Origin of the sequence: Mobilitalea sibirica (assembly GCF_015999265.1) — a bacterium.
Classification (GTDB): Bacteria; Bacillota; Clostridia; order Lachnospirales; family Lachnospiraceae; genus Mobilitalea; species Mobilitalea sibirica.
The window spans coordinates 107,318-134,001 of record NZ_JAEAGR010000010.1 but is presented as its reverse complement, the minus strand read 5'-3'; the positions used below and the strand labels follow the sequence as shown (position 1 = coordinate 134,001).

Annotated in this window: 20 protein-coding genes; all 20 read right to left on the bottom strand. The window is 37.1% G+C overall.

Annotated elements, in window-relative coordinates; all coding sequences use genetic code 11:
- Positions 1 to 131 precede the first annotated feature (131 nt).
- Positions 132 to 1,151 (bottom strand): FecCD family ABC transporter permease, encoded by a 1,020-nt coding sequence (locus I5677_RS10780; RefSeq protein WP_197661588.1) that lies wholly within the window; start codon positions 1,149 to 1,151, stop codon positions 132 to 134.
- Complete coding sequence (locus tag I5677_RS10775; RefSeq protein ID WP_197661587.1) at positions 1,148 to 2,161, bottom strand: FecCD family ABC transporter permease; 1,014 nt, start codon at positions 2,159 to 2,161, stop codon at positions 1,148 to 1,150. The genes I5677_RS10780 and I5677_RS10775 overlap by 4 nt, the downstream gene beginning before the upstream one ends.
- A gap of 202 nt (positions 2,162 to 2,363) precedes the next feature.
- Positions 2,364 to 3,398 carry an iron-hydroxamate ABC transporter substrate-binding protein gene (locus I5677_RS10770; protein WP_197661586.1) on the bottom strand — a complete coding sequence of 345 codons (1,035 nt, stop codon included), beginning with the start codon at positions 3,396 to 3,398 and terminating at the stop codon, positions 2,364 to 2,366.
- Positions 3,343 to 4,194, bottom strand: a complete 852-nt coding sequence (locus I5677_RS10765; RefSeq protein WP_197661585.1) for an ABC transporter ATP-binding protein — start codon at positions 4,192 to 4,194, stop codon at positions 3,343 to 3,345. The genes I5677_RS10770 and I5677_RS10765 overlap by 56 nt, the downstream gene beginning before the upstream one ends.
- Before the next feature lie 463 nt (positions 4,195 to 4,657).
- Entirely contained in the window at positions 4,658 to 5,425 is a 768-nt protein-coding gene (locus tag I5677_RS10760; RefSeq protein WP_197661584.1) for a nitroreductase family protein, read from the bottom strand.
- A gap of 313 nt (positions 5,426 to 5,738) precedes the next feature.
- Positions 5,739 to 6,677 carry an alpha/beta hydrolase gene (locus I5677_RS10755; protein WP_197661583.1) on the bottom strand — a complete coding sequence of 313 codons (939 nt, stop codon included), beginning with the start codon at positions 6,675 to 6,677 and terminating at the stop codon, positions 5,739 to 5,741.
- A gap of 42 nt (positions 6,678 to 6,719) precedes the next feature.
- Positions 6,720 to 7,313 (bottom strand): hypothetical protein, encoded by a 594-nt coding sequence (locus tag I5677_RS10750; RefSeq protein ID WP_197661582.1) that lies wholly within the window; start codon positions 7,311 to 7,313, stop codon positions 6,720 to 6,722.
- A gap of 524 nt (positions 7,314 to 7,837) precedes the next feature.
- Positions 7,838 to 9,700: a hypothetical protein gene (locus I5677_RS10745; protein ID WP_197661581.1), complete on the bottom strand. Its 1,863-nt coding sequence runs from the start codon at positions 9,698 to 9,700 to the stop codon at positions 7,838 to 7,840.
- Between the two features lie 280 nt (positions 9,701 to 9,980).
- On the bottom strand, positions 9,981 to 11,525 hold the full coding sequence (gene galK, locus I5677_RS10740) for a galactokinase (protein WP_197661580.1): 1,545 nt from the start codon (positions 11,523 to 11,525) through the stop codon (positions 9,981 to 9,983).
- A 227-nt stretch (positions 11,526 to 11,752) separates the two neighbouring features.
- Positions 11,753 to 12,529, bottom strand: coding sequence for an RNA polymerase sporulation sigma factor SigG (gene sigG / locus I5677_RS10735; RefSeq protein ID WP_197661579.1), 777 nt, complete (start codon positions 12,527 to 12,529; stop codon positions 11,753 to 11,755).
- A gap of 201 nt (positions 12,530 to 12,730) precedes the next feature.
- On the bottom strand, positions 12,731 to 13,471 hold the full coding sequence (gene sigE, locus I5677_RS10730) for an RNA polymerase sporulation sigma factor SigE (protein WP_197661578.1): 741 nt from the start codon (positions 13,469 to 13,471) through the stop codon (positions 12,731 to 12,733).
- A 25-nt stretch (positions 13,472 to 13,496) separates the two neighbouring features.
- Positions 13,497 to 14,411 (bottom strand): sigma-E processing peptidase SpoIIGA, encoded by a 915-nt coding sequence (locus tag I5677_RS10725; RefSeq protein WP_197661577.1) that lies wholly within the window; start codon positions 14,409 to 14,411, stop codon positions 13,497 to 13,499.
- Positions 14,412 to 15,101: 690 nt separating this feature from the next.
- Complete coding sequence (gene ftsZ / locus I5677_RS10720) at positions 15,102 to 16,337, bottom strand: cell division protein FtsZ (RefSeq protein ID WP_197661576.1); 1,236 nt, start codon at positions 16,335 to 16,337, stop codon at positions 15,102 to 15,104.
- 222 nt (positions 16,338 to 16,559) lie between these two features.
- Positions 16,560 to 17,318 (bottom strand): cell division protein FtsQ/DivIB, encoded by a 759-nt coding sequence (locus tag I5677_RS10715; RefSeq protein WP_197661575.1) that lies wholly within the window; start codon positions 17,316 to 17,318, stop codon positions 16,560 to 16,562.
- A gap of 16 nt (positions 17,319 to 17,334) precedes the next feature.
- The gene (gene murA / locus I5677_RS10710) at positions 17,335 to 18,615 is read right to left on the bottom strand and encodes a UDP-N-acetylglucosamine 1-carboxyvinyltransferase (RefSeq protein ID WP_197661574.1); all 1,281 of its coding nucleotides are present in this window, start codon (positions 18,613 to 18,615) and stop codon (positions 17,335 to 17,337) included.
- Positions 18,616 to 18,688: 73 nt separating this feature from the next.
- A complete protein-coding gene (locus tag I5677_RS10705) occupies positions 18,689 to 19,831 on the bottom strand; it encodes an FtsW/RodA/SpoVE family cell cycle protein (RefSeq protein WP_197661573.1) in 1,143 nt (380 codons plus the stop codon).
- 20 nt (positions 19,832 to 19,851) lie between these two features.
- Positions 19,852 to 21,210, bottom strand: coding sequence for a UDP-N-acetylmuramoyl-L-alanine--D-glutamate ligase (murD, locus tag I5677_RS10700; RefSeq protein ID WP_197661572.1), 1,359 nt, complete (start codon positions 21,208 to 21,210; stop codon positions 19,852 to 19,854).
- Between the two features lie 104 nt (positions 21,211 to 21,314).
- Positions 21,315 to 22,283, bottom strand: a complete 969-nt coding sequence (gene mraY / locus I5677_RS10695) for a phospho-N-acetylmuramoyl-pentapeptide-transferase (RefSeq protein ID WP_197661571.1) — start codon at positions 22,281 to 22,283, stop codon at positions 21,315 to 21,317.
- Positions 22,284 to 22,427: 144 nt separating this feature from the next.
- Positions 22,428 to 24,377 carry a penicillin-binding transpeptidase domain-containing protein gene (locus I5677_RS10690; RefSeq protein WP_197661570.1) on the bottom strand — a complete coding sequence of 650 codons (1,950 nt, stop codon included), beginning with the start codon at positions 24,375 to 24,377 and terminating at the stop codon, positions 22,428 to 22,430.
- A gap of 54 nt (positions 24,378 to 24,431) precedes the next feature.
- Complete coding sequence (locus I5677_RS10685) at positions 24,432 to 26,657, bottom strand: peptidoglycan D,D-transpeptidase FtsI family protein (RefSeq protein WP_197661569.1); 2,226 nt, start codon at positions 26,655 to 26,657, stop codon at positions 24,432 to 24,434.
- Between the last annotated feature and the right edge of the window lie 27 nt (positions 26,658 to 26,684).

The window sequence follows — 26,684 nt, the reverse complement described above, 5'->3', positions numbered from 1 at the left end:
AGTATTATCTTTAGTCTTTTCTCATTTCTTCCATATTATACTTTAACACATCATGCGGTACAAGTTAAGCGCATATCTACGATATGCAAAAAGACTCTTTCCTTGGCAGATAAGAGTCTTTCTGATTTTCTTTAAGTATTATTATTATTATGAAGTAATAAATATAAAAAGTACGGTGCTCCAATCAAAGCAACCATGATACCTGCAGGAATCCCCTGTGGATCCAGAAGCTGCCGCCCAATGGTATCGGCAATTAATAATAGCCATCCACCGATTAATATGGCAATGGGTATGAATAATTGATTTCTGGGTCCAATCAGTGTTTTCGCAATATGGGGTGCCATTAATCCGATAAAGGCTATTCCTCCGGTTACAGATACGGCGGAAGCCGCTAATGCAACTGCGGTCAGTAATAGTATGAAACGTTCCTTTCCTACAGCTACCCCAACTCCGATGGCTACCGGATCGCCTAATGTTAAGATATTAATACGATTCGCTTTGTATATGGTGAATGGAATTAAGATAATAAGCCAAGGGAGGATACTAAGGATAAAAGGCCAGTCCGTTCCCCATATGTTACCCGAGAGCCATTTTGCGATAAAATCTACCTTCATCCGCTCCGCAGATGAAATCATAATAATCATCAGTCCTGACAGTGCCATGGAAAACCCGACTCCAATTAATACCAACCGAATGGGTTCAAAGCCGTGGTTCTTTCGAAAAGATAAAACATAGATGAAAATTGCTGTAAGCATCGCACCAAAAAAAGCTACTACCGGAAGTAAAAAAGCAAAGGAAGCAGCATTGATTGGAAGGAATAAATAAAAGGCTGCAATGGCTGCTCCGGCTCCCGAATTGATACCTATAATTCCGGGGTCTGCCAGATCATTTCTGGTAATACCCTGTAATATTGCACCGGATAATGATAGAGCCATACCCCCTAGCAGAGTAATTATCATTCTTGGAAGGCGGACCTGATATAAAACAAACTCTTCTTTAAAGGTTCCATTACCAAATAAAACAGGCAATAACCGATCATAGGATAGGGATGAATACCCCAGTCCCATTCCTATTCCAATTGTTAGAATAATTAGTAGAAGCAAAGTCACGAAAATAATTCGTTGCTTTCTTATTAATCTGGGTTCTATCATGAGAATGCCTTCCCCCCTTTATGTACAATATAAAGAAAGAACGGAAATCCAAGCATAGATACGATTGCTGCTACCGGGGTTTCATAAGGAGCATTAATCGTTCTTCCCAAGGTATCAGCCAGCAGTAAAAAGGATGCACCAAGAACCCCTGACATAGGCAGAATAAAACGATAATCCGTCCCAACAATAGCTCTTACAATATGAGGAATAATGAGTCCTATAAATGCCATGTTACCAACCAAAGCAACCGAAGCCCCTGCCAGTAATATGGTGACAAAGAATAAGATTAGTTTGATTTTCGTTGTTTTCTGTCCTAACCCAACTGCTACTTCCTCACTAAGGCTAAGTATGGTAAGCTGCCTTGACAGCATCAGTGAAATCAAAATACCTATTACAATAAAAGGAACTATCAGTCTTAACTGCTCCCATGAAGTTCCAAGTAGTCCTCCGGAGGTCCACATAGATACTTCCTTTGATATCTTAAAATAAATTCCAATTCCTTCGGCAATTGCTTGCAGAAATGTAGAAACCGCAGCACCTGCCAGTACAATCCGAAGAGGGGAAAAGCCACCCCTTCGAATTGACCCAGTTCCTATGACTAAGATAGCACCAATACCTGCACCGATAAAACAAGCAATCATAATCGTCAGATAGTTCGCTGTAGAGAAAAAGACAATGGTTATTGCTAGGGCCGCATTAGCTCCCGCCGTAAGGCCTAAAAGTCCCGGGTCTGCCAGAGGGTTTTTGGTAAGACCCTGCATCACCGCTCCCGATACTCCTAGGGCAGCTCCCACAAAGATTGCCGCGATTTCTCTGGGTAAACGTATTTCCTTGAGGATGAGAACGCTATCTTTCGTTGAATTTGTCGTAAGAGCCAACCATACATCATTAATTGATATATCGGCAGCTCCAAAAACCATCGCCGCAAGAAAGGAACCTATGAAAAATATGATTGCCAGGATTAGTTTTATACCAAAAAGGCTGACCGCTTTGGTTTTTATATTTTTCATATACCATCCTCACCTCTCTTTTGTTTTCCTTCGTAGTAATATCCTGTTATATATTTAATATAAACACTAAAATTACTATTAGATTTCGATTAATCAATCTTCTATATGAAAATTATTTTGATTATATATTCTATATTTAGATATTGACCTTTTAATCAATATGTTAAATGCTAGATATACCAATGTATCATCTGTAAGCGGATTATTCGCTTCCTAATAGATAATCCGTAAAGGCCTGTAATTGATAATCCAAAGTAATCGGATCATTAAAATAAAATTCTGCTGCATCAAATTCAAATACTCTGTTATTCTTCACAGCAGGAATATTCTGATAGGTTTCTGTTTCCTGGAAAGAATTATCTGCACTGGCATTCTTACTAAAGATCACATAGTCACCCGCATATTCCGGTAATACCTCAGGAGATAATGCATAGTAGCCTGCTTCCAGAGCCATTTCCTTGACTTTCTCAGGCATGTTAAGTTTCATCTCCTGATAGATAATCTCGGTACCACGACCCCAATTATCACCGAATACATAAAGCTGTTTTTCAAAGCTTTCCACAACAGAAATCGTTGCCTCATCACCAATGACAGCTTTTACATCCTCTCCCGCTTTTTGTGCTCTGGCTTTAAAGTCATCAATCCATGCCTGTGCTTCTTCACCTCGGTTTAAAAGCTTACCAACCTCTAATATCTGAGTCAGATAATCCACTTTCCCATAGGTATAAACCACCGTAGGAGCAATCTGCTTTAATTTATCAATGTTATTATTGGTCGGTGCAGCTATGATAAGGTCTGGGTTAAGCTCAATAATTTTTTCCAGACCTTGATCGGATACTTCCACTGCCTCCTCAAGGAAAGGAGCATATCTGGGATTTGCCATCGCCCAGGAATCAACACCTACAATATCTGTATCAAAAGCCATAACACTACCTGAAACGAAAGAATTAAGAACAACGATTCTCTTCGGGTCAGCAGGAACCTCAATAGGTCCTTCCTCGGATTCATATATTATTGTTAGTGCTGCATCAGCAGTCTGATTTTCATCATCAGCATTTTCTACAACTGTCGTATCTTCTGTTTTGTCATCTGCTTCTGTCTTGTTATTTGCGTCTGTTTTAGTCTCAGTTTCATTCACATCTGTTGCATCCTTTGTATCTGAATTTTGCTTACTGCAGGCACTAAAAGCCAGCACACTGATAAGCAGAATAGTTATTAATATCCAAGTTTTCTTCATTTTCTTTTTCTCCTTTAATTAAGTTATATGTAATACATACCGGTTTGTCCCACCTGGGATCCCGTCCTATCTGAGCATCAATGTGAAATACTTTTTTTAATACCTCACGATTTATGACTTCGTCACACTCTCCTGCTTTCACGATATTACCATCCTTAAGAGCAATAATATAATCAGAAAATCGGGCGGCCTGATTTATCTCATGAAGCACCATCACGATAGTTCTTCCCTGTTCGGCATTAAGCTTTTTCAAAAGCTCTAAAACCTCCAGTTGATGTGCCATGTCTAAATACGTCGTCGGTTCGTCTAACAAAATAATATCTGTTTCCTGAGCCAAAGCCATTGCTATCCATACCCTTTGCCTTTGCCCTCCGGATAAAGCATCCACACTTTTGTGTTTATAATCCTTCGTACCGGTTACATCCAGGGCCCATTCAATTACCTCATAATCCTTTTTTGTAAGCCTTCCAAACCCTTTTTGGTAAGGAAACCGTCCATATGATACCAATTCACCCACAGTTAAACCGGCTGCGCCCTCCGGTGTCTGGGGTAATATAGCCATCTTACGGGCTAGGACTTTCGTGTTCTCCTTCACGATATCCTTTCCATCTAGATAGACTGCCCCTGATTGATGAGGAATGATTCGGCTAATCGCTTTTAATAATGTTGATTTACCACAACCGTTCGAGCCTATAATCGTAGTAATCTTGTGATCCGGTATACTGATGCTTAAGTTTTTAACCACCAGGCGTTCTCCGTAACCGATTGATATATCATCTGTATATAGGCGAACCATACTCTAACCTCCATTTCCTGCAACCATAATACATAATATGGTAATGATATTCATTATCATTTATAGCCATTATAATGGCTCCCAATTCTAATGTCAACATAAATTTACCTTATATATCAAAATTATGCGTTAACAAAAACCTAACTATCATATCATATTCTGTTAGCTTTTTAACAAATATAAAATTTCAATTCATCTTATAAATAACTTATCTATTATTCTAATTATAATAATTTACCTCTTCTATCTTAATACAAATCTAAGAATATATAAAATCGGATCAACATAGAATTCCAATAATAAGCAAACGTGTTCTCTCAGTAAAATTGCTTATACAATACACATTTAACTCTTCACAAACTATATAAATAAAAAACAGAACATAGGGGTTGCCTATGTCCTGTTTTTTATTTATGGCTATAATATTATTAACAGTCATTTTAATAACGAAAGTGATATGTTGTTACCCATTCATATCATTTTTGTCATTTGTTTTAAAATTCTTAAGATATTCTGAAGCCGAACGATTCATCTCCAATGAAAAATCCGACATATACTTACGGTTACAAAAAGCCTTTAGATATTCATTCATATTCCTATCCGGAAGGCCGGCCTTTTCATGTCTAATCCGATGCATCTTTTCATGATCTTCCTTCGTAATTCTGTGATATTTATTATCAAAAACTATGTACTCTTTCTCAAAGCGTACCGGTTTTTTACGCTCCAGTTGACTTTCTACCGGATAACCGTATACCAACATTGCGGCAGGTATAACGTATTCCGGCAACTCCAATAGCTCTCTTACTGCTTCACAGTTTTCCAGAATATCACCGATGTAGCAGGAACCGATTCCATAAGACTGGGCAGCTACCACCGTATTCTGGGCCGCTATAATCGCATCCGCACAGGCTAACAAAGCATCTCCCTCTCCCGGCTTTCTGGGATTACAGTCTTCGAAGCAAAAGGCATCATACCATCTCTGGTAATCCGCAAGAAAGATAAGTACCATGGGAGCTTTTGCAATAAAGGGTTGATTATCACATAAGACGGCAAGGGTATCCTTTAGCTCTTGGTCTTTGATGTCCAATATACTATATAGCATCATAGCCCCTGCTGTTGGAGCTTCCATAGCAGAACCTATGATTTCCTTCTTTATCTCGTTTCGTATTGGTTTATTTTTAAAAACCCTGACGGATTTTCTCTCCTTTATCTGTTGCATAACCTCGTTCATGTTCATCGACTCCTTCACTTATTTATGATATCTTTTATTCGTTAGTTCTATGATACACAACTTTTTATATGTTTCCAAGAGATATTTGATATAATCTTTCACAAAAAAGGTCAGCAAAGCTGACCTAAATTATAACTTGTATCTCCGGTTATGAAGTGCTTTCATCACTCTCTATCAACACTGGCTGGTTCTTCTTCCTTATCACATGCTGAAATCACATTACATAGTAATATCAATATTAATATGCTTTTTGAACAATCGATTTATTAGAATACCTCTTCCCTGTTGAAAAAACATGCCCAATCTATAATATCTATTTAATAAACTCTATCGCTTCTCTCATATACTCATTAAAATTCTCCGGAAAATCATGTCCCATATCCTTAATAAGTCTATATTTATAATCAATTCCCTTTTCTTTAAGAATATTCACTAGCTTTTTGGTACTCTCCAGACTAATCTCATCCTGATCACCGCAAGTAATATAACTTTTAATTCTTTTGTTCTTTAGTTTATCAAATAGAGGCTTCCACTCATCCAGTTCCGGTAGCCAACAACCATTCAGTATGAGTCCTTTTACATTCACACTATCATTTAAAACAGAATATAGCGCGGTTCTGGTTCCGGCTGAAAAACCACCAATAATCACATCTTCCCTATGAACAGAATACTCGGTGAAGACCCTATTAAAATGACCTTTCACTTCCCTACAACCCTTTATATAATCATTCCAGACATAGGAATCTGAAAATTGTACCTGTGAGGACTGAGGAAAAGCCAGAATATAATCACTCTGGACAGAAACTAACCAATCCTCTCTGGCTATCCTGTTATTCTGACCATTCCCATGAAGGATCATCATTAAGGGATACTTCTTCTGTTGGCTATATTCTTTCGGTGTAATGATCACAAGCTCTGATTCCGTTAGCTCCTTCGCAGCCAGCTCTCTTTCCTTACAAACTTTCGCCATCTCTTTAAAATCACTGTGGTCTCTAATTGATAATAAATCCTCTTCCGCATAAAGATAATCATAGGAGTACCAGTAGCCTTTATCGATAATAGCTTCCTTCATAATCTGTAATGCCTGATCAGTAAGACCTGCCATACTGGCGATACAAAACCGTAGCATGTAAATGTGTGCATCATGATCGGTAACCTTACTAGCACTTTCTGTTAAAAATTGATATGCCACTATGTACTTACCTTCGTTATATAATTTGATGGTCATTTTAAGTAAATCTGTGTATTTCATTCTGATCTCCTTTATCTAAGATATATTATTTGAACGGATTATTTAATCAATTATATCTTTATAATCATCTTTATTATCATCTTTATTATCATCTTTATTATTATCTTTATTGACCATGTCATGATCAATAATTTGCTCATATTCCTGTAGCATAGCTATATACTTATCCGCCACTTCTCCATTTACAATATCTAATTTATCATTATAATTATATATTTCATCATTAATTATAACATAGCTCTCTTCTTTATAATCCGTTTCCTTAAATCCTTCCACATAGATAGGCTCACTATAATTAACTAAAAGCTTATTTATAAAGATGACAGACGTATCAACATAATAAATCTTATAATGTAATCTGCCCATTTCACCATAGATATCGGCAGTGATATACTTTAATTCATCCACTGAATAATATCCGTTTAGTTCTCCTCCTTCGGTTGATACACCGCTCAGTTCCACTGTTTTTTTATTTAAATTGTTATTTGAATCTAAATCCTTCACAAATGCATCAATTTTTTTCTTAATCTGTTTATAATCTAATAATTCCTCTACATTCAACGTTTCTTCATCTGTTAATGTGATTTCTGATTGGCCAATTGTAGTCGTAGGAGTTATCGTGTTGATTTTATTCATGCTATCATCAACCGTTCTTTCCACGTTATTTTTAGAACTACACGATGGAATAAATACGATTAGTACGAATGAAATTATAAAAAAAAAACTCTTTTCATAAGCTTTCCTTTCATCAATCTATGCTTGATTAATATAGTCAAATCACTTTCCCATAAAGTTTTTCTATTGTACTGACAGAAATATTCAAGTTCATCAAGAAACTTTTCTCTAAATTTATAAACAGCTGTCAAATCAAAAAAACATTCAGTATTTTAATTGTTTTATTATTATTTGCATTCTAATAATAGTAATCGGACAGTTATATAATACAATACTTGGCTTAAATATCCAATACTAAAATAAACTCTGTAAAACATAAAGTAGTATTCTTATCTTATTTACTTCCATAAAGATTATAAAAGTATGAGTAATATTCTATTATTCCATAATAAAAATATGCTCCTTATTACGATAAACAGTTTTTAATATCAACTGTCTGCCACAATCGGAGCATATTATTAAAGGTAAACTGCCTATTAAAATAATTACTTCAGATACTGCTCAGCAAAATCCTGAAATACAGTTTGGGAGGTAACCGATTTAATACAGTCTATAAATCCTTTATCGCTTTCACTATTTTTATAATACGAAGTAGTAGTATCATCATCATATATTGCTTTATGAATTCGAAAAATAATATCTTCCCCATAGTAATCTCTTAAGTATTTGTTAAAATGATATCCAATAGCATATGCTTCATGTCCATCAACTTCTAAATAATACTTTTCAAAATCCTGTTTATCTACGCCTTCTAACACATCCAGTCTGAAATCATTCTCATAATATCCATCATCATCAATCTCTAGATATTCTAAGGCTTTTTCGCTTAAAGCAATTGCATTTCCTTCCACCCATGCCTTAATAAGAAACCCATAATGTGCTTTTTGTGCTTCGTAAAAGTGTGTCATTTCATGGAGATGAACAATATAATCATATGAATTATTCATATCCGTATCCTCAGGCCGGATTGATATATTAGATGCACCTCCAGTTTCAATTCCATCTTTAACCATAACCTTTAATTGACTTATCCAGTTATCTTTAGGAAAATAAGTATTAAGACCTACCTCCTTTAAAGCATCCATCATCTTAATTAACTCTGTTTCATAGTTAGATGACATGGAGTTATTATTACCATCATATACAATTACTTTTGGTAAATCTATCACCTTATCCATAATTTTGAATTCAAAGAATATATCATCCTCTTTATCCTTTAGTTCCTCCAATGAATTCTCCAGATATAGCGTCAATGATTTAAATGCCCCTGTAAAATTAAAGGAATCTGAGTTTCCAACTTCTAAAATTTTATATTCTAAATGGATTGGAACCTGATAATTCCAATTAAACATGTTAAAAAGAGTATATTCTGGGAGTATAAAATATTGCCAACTATATCCATCGTGTGAAATCCAATCAATATCATTCACAGAAAGTACTTCTGACTTAGTTAAAATTATTGGTTTTACCGGAAAAAAGCTTATGATTAGATTCTTAATATCCCCAGTAATTTTAAGTCGCACTGCCTGTGGAAAATCAATTAAGAACTCTTTTCCATCAGTCTTGATTATTCCTACTGATTTCCCATCTTTATCTATTCCTTTTATTTCTATATTATTATTACAATTACCAAATCCATATACCCCATCATTTGGAAGCCCATACTTTTGATATGTTAAAAGAACTTTTGTCAAATCGAGCTCTACTTGTTTTGGACCATTTTTAGCTTGATAATATGCTGTAATACATTGTGTTTTATTTGTCTGGTCAATTCTCATCAAATCATGGATTTCCGGAGTTATATCAGGGCTATCGTTTTTGACTGCGCCTGGAAGTGTTATATCCCGATCATAATTATTATATACAATAACTCCTGAATAACCTTGTGCTTTAAATTCCGGAGCACGTTCTGCACTAAAATATCGACACCTCATTAAAGAAAACAATGTATACCAATGCACTGTGTTATAAGAATCAATGATACACTGCTTATAATTCGATATATAATCAATCGAATACTCATCACTTTTTAGAACATAATTTCTTGAATTCCTAGTAAAAATTAGTTTGCCAAAATGATTTGATATAATACATCCTTTACCATTCCCATTTCCATTCTTATAACTCATATTTGCCGCCTTTGCAAAGGGCTTTACCTTTATCATTATATTATTATTCTTTTCAACGGCCATATCCTCATAATACTGATAGGATCCGTCTTGCTGCTTAATAATAATAAGATACTTTTTAGATGATGCTTCCGTATGTTTTACAGGAAATACATTAACTAATATTATAGCTGTAATAACGTATAAAATTATATGTCTTACTATCTTGTTTCTTGACAAAATACTACCCCCTTATAATAGAATTTATGTTTAATTGATACCTCACGATATTTATCACAGATATTTTACCATATTATTCTAATTTATTCCATATATTTATACGAAATATAATGTCTCATCCATATAAATATAAAAACTTTTACTAATTTTATATATCGTGGAGAATTTTCCTTAATTATCTTTATTACTACTTTTATCAACATAAAAAACGTAGAATAAAATATAATTATTCTACGTTTTTTAATTCCATATTATATGTTCATAATTGAATTTCACTACTTTATAATTCCCTTGGTCCGTCCCCTATCTCAACCACATAAAAGTCTGCCTTATAACCGATCCTTTCCTCATAAACCTTTCCTACTTCTTCGATAAATCTATCAATATAAGCATCCTTTACGATGTTCACCGTACAGCCCCCAAAACCGGCACCGGTCATTCTGGCACCGATAACACCCTCTTGTTTCCATGCGGTTTCAACTAAGGTATCCAACTCTATGCCAGTCACTTCATAATCATCCCGAAGTGATACATGGGAAGCATTCATCAGTGTTCCAAAGGTAGCTAAATCTTTGTCATTCAAGGCTTTTACTGCCTGAATCGCCCTTTGATTTTCATATACCGCATGCCTTGCCCGCCTAATTAAGGTTTCATCTAAAAACGCATCTTGACCAGTACTTAATAAATCTTGATTTGATTTTGATTTCATTTCCTTATCATGTATGTCTATGGCAATTTTCTGAGAAGGAGTCACAACCTGTTGTTTTTTATCTATATCATTCGATTGTTGCGTACCGCCCTGAGATAATTGTTGCGTACCACCATGAGATATTTTTATCACATCTGTATACGTCTCAAACTCTTTCTCCGTTAATTCACCTAAGGATTGTATATCTAACACCATCTGTAGTCTTGCCAGAGCCTCCTCGCATTCACTTCTTCGTTCGTTATACTTTGACTCACCTAAACCTCTCTTCTTATTGCTGCAGGCAATGACAAGCTTCGCATCTCCTAAATCAATCGGTGCATACGCATACGTTAAATCAGCGGTATCAAGAAAGATTGCATGATCCTTTTTGCCCATGGCGATGGCAAACTGATCCATAATTCCACAGTTGACTCCAATGAATTTATTCTCGGCGTATTGGCATAGTAATGCTATATTCGTTAAATCGATATCGATCTGATATAAATCCTTAATCATATATGCTGTTAATACTTCGATACTGGCAGAGGAAGAAAGTCCCGAGCTATTCGGTATGTTCCCAAAGTACACAACATCCATTCCATATTCTAAAAAATCTACCTGTTCCTCTTCTTTTATCTTGTCATTTGATTTATCATTCATATTATCAATAGGATTATCATTATTATAATAATGTAAATTCACATCTAAATTACGATTAATATTATCATTTGAATTACTCTTAAGATTTTCCTTCGTTTTATCATATGTACTACGGTAATGAACCTGATAGGGCAAATCCGTAGGGTTCTCCAAAGCAGAATGATGGGCAAATGCCCAAAGTACACTCTTGGGGTAATTTGCCCAATCATCCTTTCTATGATAAATCAATTCATCCAAGGATGAAGTGATTACTCCTTTTTCCTTAAAATTCATGGAAAAGAAACGTAAGTTTCGATCCTTACGTAAACGTATAGCAGCATAGGTTCCAATGGTTAACGCACAGGGAAAGACATGCCCACCGTTATAATCCGTATGTTCTCCGATTAGATTCACTCTTCCCGGAGCAAAATAAACCTTTACACCTTCGCAATCTCCATAAACTTCTTTGAAGTATTTCAGCATGGTATCTTTCATCATTTTATCCCTCGCTCATTATATATACGTAGTTAGATGCATTATTGTAATAATCAGAAATCGTCCATTACAGTATACATAGAATGCATTCGACTTATGAATATATCTTAACATAGAACAAGAGAATTATAAATAAGAAACCTTCTATCAGGAAATCAAGGTTAATATTATACCAGATGTATAACTTTACGCTGATTTTATCATATGCTTCCTACATTAAAATCACCTTTCTACACCAGATAATTACGCATATTTTTCAGAGCAGACTTCTCCAGACGGCTTACCTGTGCCTGTGAAATGTTGATTTCCTTGGCAACTTCCATCTGCGTCTTACCTTCAAAGAATCGAAGCTTAATTATATTGTGCTCCCTCGGGGATAATTTCTCCATAGCCTCCTTTAAGGAGATTTCCTCAATCCAGTTCTCTTCCCTGTTTTTCTTATCACTGACCTGATCCATAATATACAGGGCATCGCCACCTTCCACGTACACCGGGTCATAAAGGGACACCGGGCTTTGGATGGCATCCAGAGCATATACAATATCCTCCTTACTGATACCGATTTCTTCGGATATCTCACTGATGGTTGGCTCTTTTTCATTCTTCTTAACCAGAGCCTCCTTCGCATAAATAGCCTTATAAGCAGTATCCCGAAGGGAACGGCTGACACGAATTGAATTATTATCCCGCAGATACCTTCTGATTTCACCGATAATCATAGGTACCGCATAGGTAGAAAATTTCACATTCTGGGTTATATCAAAATTATCTATTGCCTTCATCAGACCGATGCAGCCAATCTGGAATAAGTCATCAACATTTTCATTGCTGTTGGAAAATCGTTGGATAATGGATAATACCAATCTTAAATTTCCCTTAATGTATAACTCACGGGCTTCCTTATCCCCACTTAATATTCTTTGAAACAATTCTTCCTTTTCACTGTTTTTCAACAATGGCAGTTTAGATGTATTTACACCGCAAATCTCAACCTTATAAAGAGCCATAACGAAACCTCCGAATCATATCATTTTTCATTTAATAATGATTCACTTTTTGGCTCAGGTTTATACGATTAAGACTTAAGAAATAATTACCAACTTCATCAGAATCAGTTTAAGATATATGAAATAAATTTATTTCACTTTTTAAGATTGATTAATTCATGATTTATTCATTCTCTTAAACTAATTCTTTCCCGAATGCTATTATTCGAATCGCACCATTTCTTTTTTTAATCTCTTAATAATCTTTTTTTCTAATCTGGATATGTACGACTGTGAAATACCAAGTAAGTCTGCCACTTCCTTTTGCGTCCTCTCACTTCCGTCTTCTGTATTAAGGCCAAATCTTAAATCTACGATAATACGCTCCCGCTCCGAAAGCTTTGACAACGCCTTTCGTAGTAACTTACGATCTACCTCTTCTTCAATATTACGATAGATTACGTCCTCCTCAGTGCCTAAGATATCCGATAATAACAACTCATTCCCGTCCCAATCCACATTCAAAGGCTCATCAATCGAGACCTCCAGCTTAGTTTTATTATTTCGCCTAAGATACATCAGTATCTCATTCTCAATACAACGGGAAGCATAGGTTGCCAACTTAATGTTCTTATCCGGATTAAAGGTATTGATTGCTTTAATTAAACCTATGGTTCCAATGGATATTAGATCCTCAACACCAACTCCTGTATTATCGAACTTTTTGGCTATGTAAACAACGAGTCTCAGATTGTGTTCCACCAGGATTGCCTTCATCTCAGTGTCCCGTTCCGTTCCCAGTTGACTGATTACTTCAGCTTCCCTGGCAGGATCCAGCGGCGGAGGTAACACTTCTGCACCACCGATGTAATGGATTTCTCCCCGTTGTCCGAATAAGATAGTCCTAATATCGGGAATCATCCGAAACTGAAATTTATTCTGTATTGATAACTTTAAAAGCATAAATTACCTCCCAATTATTCATCATTTACAAAAGCTCCTTATGTAAAATCACATGATAGTTATCCTTCGTAGAGAGATGGCAGTCACAGATTGCTGCAATAACCTTCTCGTTACAGATTGTTTCCTTACCTGTATGTATTAAAACTTTATCCAGATTGATACCCAGCATCATTCCTGATTTACCAACGGATTGATATGGGATAAATCTGAGACGAAGTAAATGTTTCGCATTCATATTCCACTGATTGGTTTCGTAATCATCTCCCTCCAAATAGTGTTTTGCATCTTCGATATCCTTACGAAATTCAGATGATAATAAATCCTCCATCAGTGTATCTTCCATTACCATGACCGGTCTTTTGTAAATCGGATCATAAAGACAATTCCCTGTATCCAAAAGTCCCCTGGTGTTAATCTTACGTCCATCCAACACCAGTTCCACCTCATAGGTTAAGGGAACATTATTTTTATACCAACGAAGCATCCATATAATAAGGGCAGCAACAGGAATTAGAATAAGGAATACGCATCCTACGAATTTCCATGATATGTTGCTAAAGCTAATACCTTCTCCCAATTTCATCAGATATAATCGAAAATTAGTGTAATAATAGATAGAATTCATAAGTCCACCCACAAAATATGTAATTAGGTTTAATACAATTACCTGCTTTAACAAATCCATAAACTTAAGTCTGCCAAAGGCAATGAATATCATAAGTATAGATGTAATAATGTACAGCAATAAGAATCGAAGCAGCATATTCATCCATAAAAAAACACCTACAATGACAGCTGATAAACCACCTAATCCAGCTGCTAAAGCCATACGAAATAAACTGCTGTTTTTGCGATTCACCTTTTTTAAAGTAAAAATCAAGATGAAATCAACGATAAAATTCAGGATAAATATGATATCCGGATAAACCTCAAGATACAAATTTCACCTCCATGCAATCCAGGTCAAACATCCTAGTGTAAATTAATTTGGTTTAGCAAGGAAAGGTCATATTGTGTGACCAATTTCTATCTAGAACTTAGTGCTCAGACGTTTTAGCTGTCAAGATATCGTATTATACTTGCACGAGAAATTTAATACAATATCTGTTCAGTTACTGTTACTACCCAGTCAAAGTAGAGGATATGATTTCGACAAAGGCTTCCGACGCGGAGCCGTTGTCTCTTAGTTGCACTACGTAGCAGTACATAAGTTTTTAAAATACAGAACCTAAAGTACTGACGAATGCAAATACTCCTTTTCGGAATCATTTATCGAAATCATTGTGCCCAATTATTATGTGAGAGTAAACAGTAACGCTGTTCAACCTCCATATAGATACTTTTCTCCGTTTTTATGTACAATCTCTCCCTGCAATGATACAAAATAAAGGAGTTACTGAGTGCCGGTGCTCTATATTTTTTACGTCCAACGTACATATCGATTATAACTTGTTTCGTATCCAAAATATGTCAGTTTCTGGTATTGGATTTTTAGTTTTCATTTACTTTTTTTTACAGTTTTTTGGAATATCCACGTAATAACAACAAAAAAGGCTGTCAGATTATTTTTTATCAAATAATCTGACAGCCTAAATCTCTTAAGTAAAATGATTTTTCTATTGAAACGAATTTATTTATTGTGTCGATTTTTCTGTAAAAACTCAGGAATTTTGATGCCGCCGGGATCTGTATTCGTATTTAACGGTGCTTTACCTGGCTGGCTTACCGGCCTTCTGGAAGGATCTGTATGATAGCTTGGTTGACTGGTCTGACCGGTCTGAGTAGCTTGTCCGCTATATGTACTTCCTGCTGTAAAGCTTCTGTTTAAACCGAGATCGGAATTTAATGATGGTCTAACCGTAGAGTTAGGTGTTTGGCGTCTTAAAAATTCAGGAGTCTTAACCATTTCTTTTGATCTACCATCTAAACCAGTTGCAATTACCGTAATAGTCGCAGTATCCGGCGCTGTATCATCATACATAGCACCAAAGATGATATTAGCAGAATCCCCTGCAAGTTCCTGTACCAAAGTAGCCGCTTCATTGGCTTCTACCAGACTGATATCTCCGGATATATTAATGATCACATGAGAAGCACCTTGTATGGTGGTTTCAAGAAGGGGACTGGTGATTGCCTGTTTTACTGCATCAACACATTTATCATCACCGGTACCAAGACCGATTCCGATATGTGCCACGCCTTTGTCCTTCATAACTGTCTGCACATCCGCGAAATCAAGGTTAATAAGTCCCGGAACATTAATTAAATCTGTAATACCCTGTACGCCCTGTTGCAATACTTCATCTGCTTTTCTTAAAGCATCCGGCATCGTAGTTCTTCTATCAACAATTTCTAATAATTTATCGTTCGGAATCACAATCAAGGTATCTACTTGCTCTTTTAACCTTTCAATACCACTGACTGCATTGGTCATACGGGTCTTAGCTTCGAATTTAAAAGGCTTTGTCACGATACCAACAGTTAATATTCCCATTTCTTTTGCTATCTGCGCTACGATAGGAGCTGCACCTGTTCCGGTTCCGCCACCCATACCGCAAGTAACAAAAACCATATCGGCTCCCTTTATAAGTTCAGCTAATTGTTCCCTGCTTTCCTCTGCAGCTTTTTGTCCAATCTCCGGCTGCGCCCCCGCTCCGAGACCTTTCGTAAGCTTTTCACCGATTTGAATGCATTGCGGAGCCTTGCAGTTTTTAAGATGCTGTTTGTCCGTATTTACACAAACAAATTCAACACCTACGATATTTTCCTCTATCATTCGATTAACGGCATTATTACCTGCTCCTCCTACCCCAATTACAAGTATTTTTGCAGTTGCATCCGCCTCATTTGTTCTTATCTCAAGCAAGGTCAATTCCTCCTTCATCGTGATCTTTTCTATTATTTTACTCTTCAATTTCCCTTTGATATATTATTCCATTTCCAACGAAAAACCACATTATCATGGGACAAATTCCTTATCTCATACAATTTATGGTGTTTTCCTAATCCTAATATATATAATATCTTTAAATTCCCAAATAATCAAGCATAATTTTTAAAATTTATGAATTATTTCGGAATTTTTTATCTAATCTGTCGGATTTTCTGGTATCGCAATAATTGTTCCCTTACCATCCTTAAAATTTCTTAAGTCCAGCTTGTCCAATTTCATTCCTTGCGCTTCTTTTAAAATCCCACTAAGTTCTGCAATAATTTCATCATAGGTACTTCTTTTCCCAATTAGGGCTTTGATGTCACCGCATTGTAATGTAATCTCGTATCTGTTGTTAAAACTGATCGTATCTACCTCCAACTGATATTTTTCAATTAATTGGGTTAGATTCAGGATGACATCAAATAAATCCTCCTTTTGTACCTCAAGCTTCTCATGTAATATGATTTTATTAAACTTTAGTCCTATTATCTGTGGGATGTCCTCTAACCGTTTCGAAGAACTTTCCACAACATAACCATCCTTGTCAAAGTACAGATACTCACCCATAAACTCCACACAGCCGGTTACCATCTTCTCATATACACGGACCTTAATTGTATTATTACTCAAAAGTTCCATATCAACCTTTTCAACGAAAGGAATTTGTACATCCGTAAAAAACGTATATTTCAGATATAAAAGCAATGCATTGGAATCCAGTTTTGTCTTAATGATCTGTTCTTTTACCTGTTCGGGAGTATTACGGGACGACCCCTGTATTGTAAGATTCTTTAATTGAAAGGTAAAACCAAATAATATAATGGGAAGTCCGATAAAAATAAAAGCTTTGATGCTTTTTAACAAAAGCCTCTTTCGTACACTATTAGAATTCCTTTGCATCTTCCTGTTCATATTATTCCCGTGCCTCCTATGAAGCATTCTCGCTGCAAAACTTGATATTTGCACCTAAGATAGATAAGTCTCTGCAGATATCTTCATAACCTCGCTCAATACTTGTTGCTTCTCTTACAATTGTTGTTCCTTCTGCAGCCAGACCGGCTAATACCAGGGCTGCGCCTCCACGTAAATCATGGGCATCTACCACTGCTCCGTGCAGTTTTTCTACACCGGATATTACAGCTTTTTTCCCTTTATCCTCGAGGTGTATGATTGCACCCATCTTCTTTAGTTCTTTTACATTCTGAAACCTTGATTCAAAAATTTCTTCTATTATAGTACTTTTTCCATTCGCCATGCTTAATACTGTCAGCATCTGCGATTGCATATCAGTAGGAAATCCGGGATACGGTTTTGTGATGAGTGTATCGATTGGTAATGGCCTTTGTCTGCAAAAGACATGCACTTGATCATCCATACATTCAAGGTTGCAACCAACCTTTCTAAGCATTCTGATTACCGTATCAAGTTGTCTCGTCGGTGTATTAAGTAAATATGCGTCTCCACAAATAGCAGCAACCGCTGTCATATATGTTCCTGCAACGATTCGGTCCGGCGAAAGAGTGAATTCCACATCATGTAACTTCTTCACTCCTTCCACTTCAAGAAAGGCTGTACCTTTTCCGCAAATCCTTGCACCTGCTTCCACAAGGTAATTACATAGTTCAGTAACCTCAGGTTCTCTAGCAGCATTGAAAATCCTGGTAACTCCTTCAGATAGCACTGCAGATAATACCACATTTTGTGTCGCACCAACGCTTGGAAATTCAAGAAAAATATCATTTCCGATAATCTCATTCGTGTAACAATGGATTATATTATCCTCTTCACCCATAAACTCCTGACAAACATTCATTTTTTTGATGGCTGACAAGTGATAATCAATCGGCCGTTTCCCTATGGAACAGCCTCCGGGATAAGCAATTGTTACCTCATGGCACCGTCCCAGTAATGCTCCTAAGAATAATATGGAGCTTCTCATCTTACTTACTGACATCTCCGAAACGGAGGTGTTCAGTATTGTAGTCGAGTCCACATACAAGGTGTTACCCTCCCATGCGGCTTTACATCCAAGTTCCTCCAATATTTTTATCATATGAAAAACATCAAGTATTTTGGGGCAATGATTAAGTTTTGTGATACCTTTATTCAAAATTGTTGCAGCAATAACCGGTAATGCTGCATTCTTTGAACCTTGTATTCTTAACTCACCCTTTAATTGCTCCCCGCCGATAACCTTGATACTCGACATAGCACACCTCAGACAATTAAGGAAATATAATACTACTATATGAAATCTCCTTTGTCCGCGTGAAAGGTGAACCTCATCTCTCCGCTTTAATCTGATTTGAGACACTGAGTACAATTCCCATCTCAAAGAGAAGAACCATAACCGAGCTTCCGCCGTAGCTGATGAACGGCAGCGGAATACCGGTAGATGGTATTGAATTGGTAACAACCGCAATGTTGATTAAAACCTGAGTTGCAATATGGGCAAGGACACCGGTAGCAATCAGTCCACCGAATAAATCCGGTGCATTTATGGCGATGATGAAGATACGCCATATCAATAATATGAAAAGTAAGATCAGGGCTACTGCCCCGAACAAACCTAATTCTTCACAAATAACCGAGAAAATCATATCGTTATGAGATTCCGGAATAAAGCCCAGTTTTTGCATGCTTTCTCCCAGACCCTTTCCGAAGATTCCTCCCGATGCGATTGCATAAAGCCCCTGTAAGATTTGATAACCCTTCTCATGGGTCTCCACATTCAGCCATACATCTATACGGGTAGAACGATAGGATACAAAGAAGATAAGCATGGACCCGATACCTGCCATTAACAGGCCTGATATAATAAAATAAAACTTCTTCTTACTGGCTACAAAGCAGATTGCCACCATTATGACACCGACAACTAGAGCGGTCGAAAAGTTCTCGATTACGATGAGACCCAGTAAAGGGGCAATAAACAGAACCACTCTTAAAAAACCACGGAATCTATCTAGTTTTCTTGGAGCCAGATTTACTATGTACGCAGTAAAAACTATAACAGCTATCTTCGTTAACTCGGAGGGCTGAAATCTTCCCAAGGCGCCCATGTTAATCCAACGCTTCGCACCATTGATGACATCTCCGAAGATTAAAACGTATATTTGTAATATGATACACAGAAAATACAGTAGTGTAACCGGTTTTATCTTTATTACGGCCAGTTTAGTTATCATAAGACGATAATCTATCTTAGATACTAGCAGCATAATGAGTATTCCCGCCCCGCCAAATAAAGCCTGCCTTTCCAGATAATGAGTGGCATTGCCGTAAACCCTCTGGGCGTTATAGGAACTGGTACTGTAAATCATGACTAAGCCAAAGCACACAAGAAAGAGTGTCAGAAATAATAAGCTGTAGTCATAGTAGCTATGCATTTTCTTTCGATTCGTTTCTCCTGCTGTTCTGCTCATCCTTCAACACTCCCGCTTTATTAAAGCATTTCCCTGACATATTCCTTGAATAGTTTTCCTCGTTGCTCATAGTTATCAAACATATCCCAACTGGCACAAGCCGGAGATAATAATACAGCATCCCCATCTTCGGCTTTTTGCGCACTAATCTTTACTGCTTCTTTTAAACCATCTACCATAATAATATTGTCATAACCATATTCTCTGGCAGCCTTCGCTATCTTTTCTCTGGTTTGCCCCAGTAGTATCAGACATTTTACTTTTCCTTCAAAGGCTTCGATCCATTCATCAAACTCAGAATTTTTATCATATCCTCCACCGATTAAAATCGTAGGACTATTCATCGCCTGTATCGCTTTGATGGAGGCATCTGTGTTCGTACCTTTGGAGTCATTATAATAGGTAACTCCGTTTATCGTTTCTACATATTCTATTCTATGCTCCACCGCCTGAAATGAGGTTACAGCTTTTTTAATTAAATCCATTGGTACACCCATGGTAATTGCAATCCCTACGGCAGCCATAACATTTTCATAACTGTGTTTTCCTAAGATCCTCAGTTCATTTATATTACATACCGTTTGCTTCGCACCATTCTGACTATAGATTATGTCATCCCCATCCAGATACATTCCGTTTTTCAGTTCTCTAGCACTGCTGAAAAACAATATATTGGTTGGAAGTCTGTCAGCCATTTTTCTAAGAATATCATCCTCGTAATTAAGTACACATACCTCGGATAACGTCTGGTTTTTGGCAATATTCTCCTTCATACTAATATAATTTTCCATCGTATGATGTCTGTCTAAGTGGTCCGGAGTAATATTTAATATGGCGCTCACCATAGGTTTAAACTCATGAATTGTCTCCAATTGAAAACTGCTTAATTCAGCTACAATTACACTGTTATCGGATGTCTCCAAAGCAATATCTGTATAAGGATATCCGATATTTCCCACCACATAAACCTGTGAAAAATAGGTCTTCATAATTTCTCCTACCATGGCTGTGGTGGTGGTCTTTCCATTAGTACCAGTGATACCGATTATTTTTCCTTTGGATAAACGGTACGCTAACTCAACTTCTCCCCAGATTGGTATATTATTTGCTCTAATCCGTTCAACCACGGGATTATCTATGGCAACTCCCGGACTCAAAACCAGTAAATCGATGGTAGAGATTTGATCGTCTGATAAGTCCCCGAGAATCAAATCAAAATTATGCTTTATATCAAATTCTTTTTCAAAGTCTTCTAGTTTCAGTTTTTTATTACCGTCATACAATATTACAAATGCGCCCTGTTTCTGTAACAGCCTTGTTGCAGAGATACCGCTTTTTGCGGCACCGAATACCAGAACCCTTTTTTCCCCCAGCTGCATACTTATTCCTCCGGTTCATCAGTTTTAATAATAAGAAACTACTGTATCATTGTTGAAAAGATATCTTAATATTGCCTACGTATTATTCCTAATATCTTTACTAATTAGTTAAGACCCATAAGACCAACCAGACAAAGTACAGCTGTAATGATAGAAAATACAGCAACTACCCTTGTTTCTTCCCATCCCATAAGCTCAAAATGATGGTGGATAGGAGCCATTTTAAATATCCGTTTTCCACCGGTTAATTTAAAATAGCCAACCTGCATCATAACAGACATTACCTCAACCAGATATACCAAAGCAACAATCAATATAAACAGAGGCATCTGTAGCATAAAAGCCGCCGATGCAACAAAGCCTCCTAAGGCAAGGGAACCGGTGTCACCCATAAATACTTTGGCGGGATATACATTATATAACAGGAAGGCTAAAAGACTTCCTGCCACCGCTCCGGTAATCGGCGAGATACCACTTTTTACTCCGATTGCCACAACCGTGAAAAATGTTGCTATTAATACCGTAACTGAGGACTCTAAACCATCAAGACCATCGGTAAAGTTAGATCCGTTAACTGTTCCTAATACCACGATAAAAAACATCGGCAAAAACATATAAGAGACATCCAGATATTTACCTCCGGAAAAAGGGATTAACATAGCTGTTCCTACATCCGTAAAATTAATCAGATAATATCCGAATATTGCAGTGACTAGAATCTGACCTAACAGCTTTTGCCAGGCTTTTAATCCCATAGAGCGTTTCATTACCACCTTTATGTAGTCATCCATAAAGCCTATAATACCAAATCCGATTGTTGCGAACAGAACAGGTACGATATCCGGATAGTCTTTTAAATATATTAATGAAGTAATTGCTACACTAAGTACAATGACAATTCCACCCATAGTAGGCGTTCCTGACTTTTTTAAATGGGATTCCGGACCTTCCTGTCTAATATATTGACCAAATTTTAACCTTTTTAAAAATGGTATCAATAGTGGACATAAAACCACACAAACTCCAAAGGAAATAATAGCCGGTAATACTACTTTAAAATCTGCAAAATTCATGTTAACTCCTATCTGCCTTGGGAATAGGCACAATTTCTTACGTGATAATCTTTTGTTGCACTGTTAAGTACACCTATTTTCAAGAAACTCTTTTTTGTATTATTAACTTAGCTATTATACTTTATAACATTTCAATTGACAATATTAATTATAATACAAAATCAAATCGCTCTCTTTCTCAACCGTTTCCCCCGGAAGCGGAAATTGTTCCATAACCGTCTCCCCTTCACCCGGAGAATATATCTCCCCAAATTCATATACTTTTAACAGATCCTTCACTTCCTTCTTTGTCTTCCCAACGAAATTAGGAACCTGGAATGTTCCGACATTGAATTTTTGAAGTTCTTCCTCTGTATATCTTTCTTCTATTCCCATATAAGGAAGTATATTATCAAAAAGCTCTGCAACCACAGGTGCAGCAATCGTACCACCATAATAAATTCCAACCGGCTCATCAATTAAGACGATTGCCATTACCTGCGGGTTATCCGCAGGGGCAAAGCCGATAAAGGAGGAGATATATCTTCCGGTCCTTCTGGGAAGCTTCTCCGAAGTAGCTGTCTTTCCTCCAATTTTAAAACCGGGAAGATATGCCCTTTTGCCGGTGCCGTCAGAAATGACCGATTCAAGAAGTTCATTCATAATATCCGAAGTTTCCTTAGAAACTGCTCCTTCTTCTGTGTCATATTTTAAGGTCTTAACTGTCCTTCCATCAGGAGCTTTGATTTCAACCCCAAAATGAGGTGTTACCAGTTTTCCTCCGTTTACCGCAGCACTGGATGCTACCAATAGCTGTAACGGTGTAATCTGAAAGGACTGTCCAAAGGACATGGTCGCCAGTTCAACTGCTTTAATGATATCTTTTTTATGCATAATGGAATTGGCTTCTCCCGGAAGATCCACCCCGGTCTTATCAAACAATCCCATCTTGTCAAAATAATAATACATTCGTTCAACGCCTACTCTTGCGCCGATTTCCATAAATACCGGATTACAGGAATTTCTAATTCCTTCCACAAAGGTCTGTGTGCCATGACCACCGGCCTTATGACATCTGATAATCCTGTCCTCAACCCGTTTATATCCGGGACAATGGAATGTATCATCTAGTTCAACCACTTTTTCTTCTAAGGCTGCCGTAGCAGTCACTATTTTAAATGCAGAGCCTGGTTCATAGGTGTCGCTGATACAGGCATTTCTCCACATTCCATTAAGAAGCTCATTCATTTTTTCTGAAGTGATTTGCTCTCCTTCATGTTCCTTCACGATTTCATCAATTAACGTATAAGGATTGTTTAAATCAAATTCAGGGACATTTACCATTGCGTACAATTCACCGTTTTGCGGATTCATAACAATTAGCTTAACATTATCCGCACTCTTTGCCTGCATCACCTTTTTGGCAGCCTGCTCGGCATATTTTTGAATATTTACATCCAAGCTTAAATGTAAATCATTCCCCGGTTGTGGTTCAATCCTGTCTTCTGCCGCGTTCGGTATCTCAACACCGTAAGCAGTGGTTAAGGTAAGTATCGTACCATCTATTCCTTTCAAGCTTTCCTCATATTTTACTTCAAGGCCTATGATACCCTGATTGTCACTTCCGGTAAAACCGATCACCTTGGATGCCAGACTACCATAGGGATAGTACCTCTTATAATCCTCATCCACCATAACTCCATTCAGGTCATATTCCCTGATTTTATCTGCTATTTCTTTATCAACATTGGATTTCACCCGTTCAATGGAGGAAACCTTCTCGACTCTTTTTCTTACCCTTTCTTCACTCAAGCCAAGCAAATCGGATAAAACCCTTATAACCTGTTCCGGGTCAGTTATCTGGCTATGTATGACTGAGATTGTACATACCGGTTTGTTGGTAGCAATTTCAACACCGTTTCTGTCATAGATACTTCCCCGTTCTGCTTTTATCGCCCGTTCTCTTTCATGTAGTTGTTTTGCACGGGCTGCATAATCCTCCGATTTTGCAATCATCAGATATCCCAGTCTTCCTGTAAGAGCAATGGCAGCCAGTATTACAACACTAACCACCACCAATATATTTTTTTTGTTATAGGTCCTGTTTCTTGCCATTCAAACCAAACCTTGTATATCTTATCGTTTCATTTTATTACAAATGTAACGTCTTTATTCATCCATTGGTCCAATTGCGGCTCCATTAAACTCTTCTTCATCGAAGAACCACTCATCATCCTCCATTTCTCCTTCCGAATTTATTAACTCTTCTTCGGAAATGTCCGTATTCGTGTTCAAATCCGTTGTTGTATTAGTATCTGTTTCCGTATTTGTCTCCGTTTCTCCAGTAACATCTGCGTTACCTTCACCGGATATATCACCAACTTCATCTGCATCATCTGTAGCAGAATTATCTCCGTCGTTATGATCGGAATCAGAACCAGAGGTTTCATTATTTTGACCGTTATCTGTCTGTGTATCCCCTGAACTATCTGTATTATTAGTATTATCCATATTATCCGTGTTATCATCCTGCCCATTATTATCCGGATCATCGTTATTATTATCTTGATCCTCCTCATTCGTGGGAAGTAGATAGTCGATCTCTCCCTCAGGATAAATTCCCAGCGTAGGTAGAATTTCTTTTAAGATTCTACCGGCGAACTCTGTTGCAATAGAACTGTTATCCTGTCTGGGAACATTCTGCGGTTCATCAATGATAACATAAATTACAATCTCAGGGTTAATCGCAGGTACTGCTCCTAAGAAAGAAACCAGATAGGTTTTTGCATCCCTTGGATACTTTTGCGCTGTACCGGTCTTACCTCCAATTGCATAGCCCTCTACCTTAGCACCTTTTGCAGTTCCTACTTCTACGGTTTGATACATGGCTTTTTGAATGAATTCAGAGGTTTCCTTAGAAACTGTTTGTCTTATTAACAATTGATCCATCTGTTTTACAGTGGCTCCGGAATCATTAATAATCTGTTGCATTACATGGGGCTGAAAGTATTTTCCTCCGTTTACGAGAGAGGAATATGCCGCTGCCATTTGAATCATTGTTACATTAAAGGTCTGCCCAAAGCTTGCTGTAGCAAGTTCTGTTGCATTAAGATTTTGAAGTGCAGTTATAATACCGGCTTCCTCACCGGGTAGATCTATTCCGGTCTTTCTTCCAAACTCAAAATAATTTTGATAACGATAGAAGATATCTCTTCCTTCCGCTGCAGCAATCTGCATCAAAGCATCATTACAGGATTTCATTAAGGCTTCCTCAAGGGTTACCTCTCCATGGCCGTTTACATTGCTACACTTTATGTACCATCCACCAACCTCTTCCCCGCCATCACAATGAAACGTTGTGTTTTCGTTAATTATGGCCTCTTCTAAAGCAGAAGCAACCGTAATTGGCTTAAAGGTGGAACCCGGCTCGTATCCGCTGCTGATTGCATCATTTCTCCATAGTTTATTGAGCGCTTCTAGCTTTTGTTCCGGTGTCATAGCCTGCAATTCTTCTTCGGGGATAATTCCTTCTAAGCTTCTTGGGTTATTTAAGTCATATTCCTTATTTGAAGCCATGGCAATGATGCCCCCGTCATTGGGGTTCATTACGAGAACACCGATATTTAAACTTCCGGTTTCTTCATTAAATTCCTTGATGTGTTTTTGTATAATTCTCTGAACATTAGAATCTATCGTAGTAACAATTGAATGACCATTTTCCGGTTTCTTAACAATTCTTTCAATATTTAAAGATGAGTCGTAATAACCGTACTCCCTGCCATTAGTTCCGTTAAGTTCCTCATTGTAATACTCCTCAATTCCAAAAAATCCCCTGTTATCCGTAGAAGTAAAACCAATTAAATCACTGGCAAGTGTACCGTAGGGATACGTTCTAACATATTCCTCCTCAAACCATACACTCTTCACAGCTGAGTTCTTTTCCATGAAAGCTTTAAAATCATTCATTTCCTTATAATTCAGATTTTTTGCCAGAATCGTATATTGACTGTTCGGTCTCTTATCAAGTATTTCCCGAACGGTCTCTTCTGGGATATTAAAATGATCTTTCAATGCAATTAAGGTTGGAGGTATATACTCTGCGTTCATTAAAAGATTTTTGGGATCCAGTATTAACTTATATCTTAATTCGCTTCGGGCAAGTACGGTTCCGTTCCGATCAAGTATTTCGCCTCGTTTGTAAGGCAATACAGCACTCACATAAGATTGTCTGGATAGAACCTGCTTGGCATAACGTTCACCGTCAGTTTGCATGATATATACTAATCTGCCAATCAATCCTACCAACAAAAGAGTAATAACACAAAATACAAGCAAAAGCCTTGCTTGCATTCGTGATGAGAATTTTTTTATAAGCTTTGCTGATGATTTTTCCATAGTGTATTAACCTCGTAACTTCTGCAA

Coding starts and splice junctions, on each gene's coding strand:
- I5677_RS10780 (WP_197661588.1), bottom strand. CDS start 1,151: ATGATAGAACCCAGATTAATAAGAAAGCAACGAATTATTTTCGTGACT.
- I5677_RS10775 (WP_197661587.1), bottom strand. CDS start 2,161: ATGAAAAATATAAAAACCAAAGCGGTCAGCCTTTTTGGTATAAAACTA.
- I5677_RS10770 (WP_197661586.1), bottom strand. CDS start 3,398: ATGAAGAAAACTTGGATATTAATAACTATTCTGCTTATCAGTGTGCTG.
- I5677_RS10765 (WP_197661585.1), bottom strand. CDS start 4,194: ATGGTTCGCCTATATACAGATGATATATCAATCGGTTACGGAGAACGC.
- I5677_RS10760 (WP_197661584.1), bottom strand. CDS start 5,425: ATGAACGAGGTTATGCAACAGATAAAGGAGAGAAAATCCGTCAGGGTT.
- I5677_RS10755 (WP_197661583.1), bottom strand. CDS start 6,677: ATGAAATACACAGATTTACTTAAAATGACCATCAAATTATATAACGAA.
- I5677_RS10750 (WP_197661582.1), bottom strand. CDS start 7,313: ATGAATAAAATCAACACGATAACTCCTACGACTACAATTGGCCAATCA.
- galK (WP_197661580.1), bottom strand. CDS start 11,525: ATGATGAAAGATACCATGCTGAAATACTTCAAAGAAGTTTATGGAGAT.
- sigG (WP_197661579.1), bottom strand. CDS start 12,529: ATGGCTCTTTATAAGGTTGAGATTTGCGGTGTAAATACATCTAAACTG.
- sigE (WP_197661578.1), bottom strand. CDS start 13,471: ATGCTTTTAAAGTTATCAATACAGAATAAATTTCAGTTTCGGATGATT.
- I5677_RS10715 (WP_197661575.1), bottom strand. CDS start 17,318: ATGAACAGGAAGATGCAAAGGAATTCTAATAGTGTACGAAAGAGGCTT.
- murA (WP_197661574.1), bottom strand. CDS start 18,615: ATGTCGAGTATCAAGGTTATCGGCGGGGAGCAATTAAAGGGTGAGTTA.
- I5677_RS10705 (WP_197661573.1), bottom strand. CDS start 19,831: ATGAGCAGAACAGCAGGAGAAACGAATCGAAAGAAAATGCATAGCTAC.
- murD (WP_197661572.1), bottom strand. CDS start 21,210: ATGCAGCTGGGGGAAAAAAGGGTTCTGGTATTCGGTGCCGCAAAAAGC.
- mraY (WP_197661571.1), bottom strand. CDS start 22,283: ATGAATTTTGCAGATTTTAAAGTAGTATTACCGGCTATTATTTCCTTT.
- I5677_RS10690 (WP_197661570.1), bottom strand. CDS start 24,377: ATGGCAAGAAACAGGACCTATAACAAAAAAAATATATTGGTGGTGGTT.
- I5677_RS10685 (WP_197661569.1), bottom strand. CDS start 26,657: ATGGAAAAATCATCAGCAAAGCTTATAAAAAAATTCTCATCACGAATG.